A 5,985-nucleotide genomic window follows, 5' to 3' on the forward strand; every position below is an offset into this window, starting at 1 on the left:
GCACTTGCGCGGCGGTTCGACGATGCGGTGAAGTTGCGCCGAGCGATTGAACGGATGGGTGCCGTGGCCGGTCAGGCGGGCTGGGCGGGCTCGACCGCGAGCCGGTGCGCAACCCGGGAGAGCACCCCGGTGGCGACCGCGAGCTGCGCCGCGTCGATGCCGTCGAGGGCCTGCTTGAGGATGTCTCGCCGGGCCGCGTGGACGCTCTCCAGGGCGTGCACGCCTTCGTCGGTGATGCTGATGAGGAAGGCGCGAGCGTCCGTCGGCAGGCGGCTGCGCGTCACCAGACCGGCGGTCTCGAGGCGCTTGAGGCGAGGTGTGACCGAGGAGATGTCGACCCCGTGGCAGGCCGCGATGTCGGAGACCCGCAGTGCTCCCCGCGCGGCGAGGTGTTCCAGCAACGACCAGGACGCCGGGGGCAGGTCGTAGCCCGAGCGCCGCGCGACGTCGCCGACGGTGGCGCGGTCGGCCAGCAGTCGGAGAACGGTGGCCAGCGCGGACTCCAGCTCGTCGAGGCTCGATTCCCACTGCACACCCGAAACCCTACTGATCCCGGACGCAGACAACAAGTTTGGGCCAACCAAGTATCGCGGTACAGTCGGCCCCGCCCGCCTCCGCCGTCAACGGGGCCAGGGCACTCGCCGCTTTCCGAGGAGTCCGTCCATGAAGCTGTCCATCGTCGATCTCGGGACCGTTGCTCCCGGCACCACGCAGATCGAAGCGTTGGCCGACTCGTTGGAGATCACCCGCCATGCCGAGGCGACCGGTTTCCATCGGGTGTGGTTCGCCGAGCACCACCTGAGCCGCTCAGGGGCTTCCCATCATCCCGAGTTGTTGATCGCCGCAGCCGCCATGCGGACCTCGAGCATCCGGTTGGGTTCGGGCGCGGTCCTGATGAACCACTACAGCCCGTTCAAGGTCGCGGAGATGTTCAAGCAGCTTGAGGCGATGGCTCCGGGCCGGGTCGACCTGGGGATGGGACGCGCGACGGCCGGCCCCGTGATCGACCTGGCACTGCAGCGGGACCGGAGCAACCCCGCCCAGGCAGATCACCAGCAACAGGTGCTGGAGACGCTCGCCTGGTTGTACGAGTCGTTCCCCGACGGCCACCCCTTCGCGGGGAACCGGCTGATGGACTCGGTGCCCGGGGTCCCGCAGACGTGGCTGCTCGGATCGAGTCCGAGCGGATCGGGCCTCGCCGCCGGCCTCGGCATCGGCTACACGTTCGCCGGGTTCATCAATCCCCGATCCGCCGCGGCCGCTCTGCGGCACTACCGCGAGGCGTTCAGGCCGCAGGGGTTCGGGCTGGAGTCGCCACGGGCGATCCTCGCGGTGAACGTCACCGTCGGCGAGACCAAGACCGACGGTGAGCACCTGGTGAACTCGGCCAAGGGCTTCTACGCCCGCCTGGGCCGTGCGGGTGGCAACGCCATGATCCCGTCCGCCGACGAAGGGGCACGCGAACTCACCACGTCGCAGAAGGCCGAGCCCGTGACGATCGTGGGCGGGCATTGGCCACGGTTCGTGGCCGGCGGTCCCGCAGATGTGCGCACGACCCTGGAACAGATGGTGCGGGAGAGCGGCGCGGACGAGTTGATGATCCAGAACCTCATCGCCGACCCCGCCGACCGGCGGCGCTCCCACGAACTCCTCGCCGAGGCGTTCGGCCTCACCCCGCGCCGGCACCCGCCCACCACCCGTGCGGAGTCCTTCTCCTGAGGCCCACGGCGGGCCGGGAGCCCGCGGCCCCGGTGCGACCGGGCGGCGATCGCGGTCAGAACAGGGTCAGGGGCGTGGCCGGCATCGGGTCGGGCAGTGCCTCCAACTCGGGTACGCGCGCCCGCACGTCGTCGTGGAGGCGGCGGGCGAGCACGGGCGCGTCGGCGTTGTCCGGGGTGTGCACGAAGATGGTCGGCGAACGGCCCTCGCGCAGCCACTCGACGGCGACGTCGATCCACCGCTGCCAGCCCTCAACGGTCCGCGCGGGATCGTCGCGGCCGAGGTACCGGACGATCGGCCGGTCCGTCAGCGCGCGCGACCGGAACGGCACGCGCGGCTTCCTGGTCCACGCCTCCCGTTCCGCATCGCTGGTCGGAGGGCTCCGGAAGAACTCGGTGGTGTCGAACGGGATCCACTCGGCACCCGTGACGGCGAGCGCCTCCTCCAGGAGCGCCGCCGAGCGCGGCTCGTCGAAGAACGCGGGGTGCCGGACCTCCACGGCGTACCGGTGGGAGCTGGGGAGCCGGCGCAGAAAACTGGCGAGCACGGCGACGTCAGCCGGGCCGAACGAACCCGGCAACTGGATCCAGAGGGCGTGGGCCCGGGGGCCGAGTGGCTCGATCGCGTCCAGGAAGACCCGAAGCGCCTCGTCGGCGTCGACGAGGCGGCGCTCGTGTGTGATGAGCTTCGGCAGCTTGAGCACGAAGCGGAAGTCGGGGTCGGTCTGCTGCGCCCACGAAGCCACGGTGTCCCTGGTCGGGGTGGCGTAGAAGGTCGTGTTCCCCTCGACGGCATCGCACCAGCCCGCGTAGTGCCGCAGGCGCTCGTGGGACGCAAGCGGGTGCGCCAGCAGGCGCCCCTGCCATGCCTTGTGGGTCCACATCGCGCAACCCACGTGAAGACGCATCACCCCGACCCCTCCCGGCCTGCCGTTGCCGGCGGGCGTTGACCGAACATGACCGGCGGGACTACGACGCCCGCAGCGCCGGGTAGGTCAGCTCCTCGCCGTAGGCGCGCAGCAACTCCGGCAGTATGTAGCAGTCGGGGTGATCCTCGATCAGATGCAACCGGGCAAGCTCGCACAAGAGTGGGTACACCTTGGCCGGAGAGACCAGGGCGAGGGCGGCGGCGTTCCTCGCCGTGAAGCGGCTCTCCGGGTGGCGGGCCAGCAGTCGGAACAACCGGGCGGCGTCCGGGGAGAGCGCCCCGTACGACCAGGAGAACACCGAACGGATGTTCGTCGCCGGATCGCTGTCGGCGAGGATGTCCAGCCGCCGGCGCGCGTTGCGCAACTGCACGGCGAGGTGGCCGAGCGAGGTGCCCGGATGCCGGTTCGCGAAGGTGGCCACGATGGACAGCGCCAGGGGCAGCCGGTCGCAGTGTTCGATGATCTCGTCGAGCGCCGGGTGGCCGGCGGCCACCCGGCGGACACCGAGCCGGCGGACGAGCAGCTCCCGGGCCTCGACCAGTGGCATGCGAGACAGCGTCAGCAGTTCGGCGCCGTCGGCGGTGCCCAGGCCGGAAAGCCGGTCCCGGCTGGTCACCAGGACCAGCGAACCTGCCGACCCCGGCAGCAGGGGGCGGACCTGCTGGGCGTCGCGGGCGTTGTCCAACAGGATCAGCATCCGACGTTCAGCCATCAGGGTCCGGTAGAGGCCGACCTGCACGTCCGGGTTCGCCGGCACGTGGTGCGACGGGCAGTGCAACGCCGCGAGGAGGCTGTGGAGGGCCGCGCCGGTCGTCAACGGGCCCTGGTACGGGTCGAACCCGCGCAGGTTGAGATAGATCTGGCCGTCGGGGAACCGGTGGCGCACCCGGTGTGCCCAGTGAACGGCCAGGGCCGTCTTGCCGATTCCGGCGCTGCCCACGATCGCCTGGGCGACCGTCGCGCCGTCCTTCGAGGTCAGGCCGGCATCGAGCAGCCGCATCGGCTCCGCCCGCCCGACGAACGAGGGGATGCCGGCTGGAAGCTGCGCCGGCACCGGGCCCGGCACCAGATTCGTCACGGTCCGTGTTTGAGGTGTCTGCGATTCCGTGATCAACGCCGCCGCTTCTTCGTCGCTGAGAGTAAGCGCGTCGGCCAGTTTGCGAAGCGTGCCGGTGTGTGGCTGCTGGATCCGGCCGGTTTCGAGGCCGCGAATCGTGCCCACGCTCAACCGGGAGAGGTTGGCCAGTTCTTCCTGCGTAAGTAGGGCCCGCCTGCGTAGGGCGCGCACGAGGCCGGCGAGCGAGGTGCCTGGCGCGGACGCGTCGCGACTCGGGTCCTCCGCCAAGGCCGTGCCCCCAACTTTGATGACTTATTGACGGTTAGTTATCTGGCTCTACCCACAGGGTCGGGAGAAAGTGTAGCCACTCTCCGTCGATTTTAAGGAAGGGGGCTCACGTATCCTCATGGCCTCAAACCCATCCGCCACCTCGGCTTTCCGGCAACTGCTCAGGTACGTGCGTCCTCACCGTCGGGTCTTGACGGTCGGCACCGTGGTCAGCTCCGCCGGCGGCGCCGCGGCCCTGGCGACACCGCTGCTGGCCAGGGAGTTCGTCGATCGCTTGGGTGCGGGGCGACCGATCCTGGGGCTGAGCGTCCTGCTCTGCGGGATCGTGCTCGCCGGTGCCGTCGTCGCCGCCGCGGGCCGGTACCTGATCGACCGGACCGCTGAGGAGATCGTCCGTGACGTCCGGTCCGGCCTGGTCACCCGGCTGCTGCGGCTGCGGGTAGGCGCGCTCAACACCACGCCCCCCGGTGACCTGATCTCTCGGGTCACCGCCGACACCACGCTGCTCCGTCACGCGACCACGAACGACCTGGTGGACCTGGTGCTCGGGATGGTCGTCCTGCTCGGGATGGCCGGGTTCATGGCATACCTGGACCCGGTCCTGTTCGGCGTGGTGGCCGCGGTGATGCTGTTGGTCGGCGGGGCCATCGCCCTGGTCATGCCGCGCCTGGGCGCGGCGAACCGGCGGGCACAGGATGCCCTCGGCGACATCGGCGGCCAGTTGGAACGCGCTCTCGGCGCACTGCGCACCATCAAGGCCAACGGTGCGGAGCGGCGCGAGGCCGGGGTGATGCATCACGCGGTGGACACGGCCCGGGACGAGGGGATCACCGCCGCCCGGTGGAGCGCCGTCGCCAGTTCCGCCTCCGGGCTGGTCGTTCAGCTGTCCTTCCTCGCCGTGTTCGGGGTCGGCGGCGCCCGGGTGGCCGATGGCAGCCTGCCGGTGTCGTCGTTGATCGCCTTCCTGATGTACCTGTTCTACCTGTATTCACCGATCAACCAGCTCGTGCAGGGGGTCAGCGGGCTGCAGGCCGGGATGGCCGCCGTGCGCCGCATCGAGGAGGTCGAGGCGCTCTCCACCGAGCCGGACGACCGGGTGCCCCCCATCGGTGCCGGACGAAGCGCCCCGGCCGTCGACGTCGTTCCGAGCGCCGCCGCCGGCGGGTATCTCGGCGGCGGCCCGTCCTCCGAGGTCGCCGTCGCCTTCCGCGCGGTCCATTTCCGGTACGCCCCCGACGGGCCGGACATCCTGTCCGGAGTGGACTTCGAGGTGCCGGCGGGCGGGATGACCGCGCTGGTCGGCCCTTCCGGCGCCGGCAAGTCGACGGTGTTCGCGTTGCTGGAGCGCTTCCACGAGGCGGACTCCGGTGTGGTGGAGTTCGCCGGCCGCGACGTCCGTGACCTGCCCATCCCGCGGCTGCGCGCGGACCTGGGGTACGTGGAGCAGGACGCGCCCGTGCTGTCCGGGACCCTTCGGGAGAACCTTCTCTTCGCCGCGCCGGACGCCTCCGCCGCCCAACTCGCCAAGGCCATGGAACAGACCCGGCTGACCGACCTCGTCCGTCGCCTCCCCGACGGCCTGGACACCCGGGTCGGGCACCGGGGGATGAACCTCTCCGGCGGGGAGCAGCAACGCATCGCGATCGCCAGGGCCCTGTTGCGCCGCCCCCGGGTGCTGCTGTTGGACGAGGCGACCTCCGCCCTGGACGGACTCAACGAGCTGAGCCTGCGGGACGCGATCGCCGAGGTGGCGCGGGTCAGCACCGTGTTGATCATCGCGCACCGACTCTCCACGGTGACCATGGCCCGGCAGATCCTGCTCCTCGACGGGGGTCGGATCCGGGCCCGTGGCACCCACGCCGAGCTGATCGACTCCGACGACCTCTACCGAACCCTTGCGATGACGCAGCTGCTCGACGCGCAGTCCGGCGGGGTTCGACGCACGGCCACCGCCTCCTGATCCACCGCGCAACGAAGGATTGGCCAGACAGAC

General features: G+C 70.8%; 5 protein-coding genes. 2 read left to right on the forward strand and 3 right to left on the reverse strand.

The annotated features are described in order from the left end of the window. Positions 1 to 71: 71 nt before the first annotated feature. Positions 72 to 533 carry a MarR family winged helix-turn-helix transcriptional regulator gene (locus tag OG617_RS19565; RefSeq protein WP_405094511.1) on the reverse strand — a complete coding sequence of 154 codons (462 nt, stop codon included), beginning with the start codon at positions 531 to 533 and terminating at the stop codon, positions 72 to 74. A gap of 130 nt (positions 534 to 663) precedes the next feature. On the opposite strand from OG617_RS19565, the gene OG617_RS19570 reads away from it, so the two are divergent. Continuing rightward, the gene (locus OG617_RS19570) at positions 664 to 1,719 is read left to right on the forward strand and encodes an MsnO8 family LLM class oxidoreductase (RefSeq protein ID WP_405094512.1); all 1,056 of its coding nucleotides are present in this window, start codon (positions 664 to 666) and stop codon (positions 1,717 to 1,719) included. A gap of 55 nt (positions 1,720 to 1,774) precedes the next feature. On the opposite strand, the gene OG617_RS19575 is transcribed toward OG617_RS19570, so the two are convergent. Then, entirely contained in the window at positions 1,775 to 2,602 is an 828-nt protein-coding gene (locus tag OG617_RS19575) for a DUF72 domain-containing protein (protein WP_405103819.1), read from the reverse strand. An 85-nt stretch (positions 2,603 to 2,687) separates the two neighbouring features. Then, positions 2,688 to 3,935, reverse strand: a complete 1,248-nt coding sequence (locus OG617_RS19580; RefSeq protein ID WP_405103821.1) for a helix-turn-helix domain-containing protein — start codon at positions 3,933 to 3,935, stop codon at positions 2,688 to 2,690. A gap of 247 nt (positions 3,936 to 4,182) precedes the next feature. Here OG617_RS19580 and OG617_RS19585 point away from each other — a divergent pair, with 247 nt between their 5' ends. Next, positions 4,183 to 5,952: an ABC transporter ATP-binding protein gene (locus tag OG617_RS19585; RefSeq protein WP_405094513.1), complete on the forward strand. Its 1,770-nt coding sequence runs from the start codon at positions 4,183 to 4,185 to the stop codon at positions 5,950 to 5,952. Positions 5,953 to 5,985: the final 33 nt, after the last annotated feature.

Source organism: Micromonospora sp. NBC_01412 (assembly GCF_045040215.1).
Lineage (GTDB): Bacteria > Actinomycetota > Actinomycetes > Mycobacteriales > Micromonosporaceae > Micromonospora > Micromonospora rubida.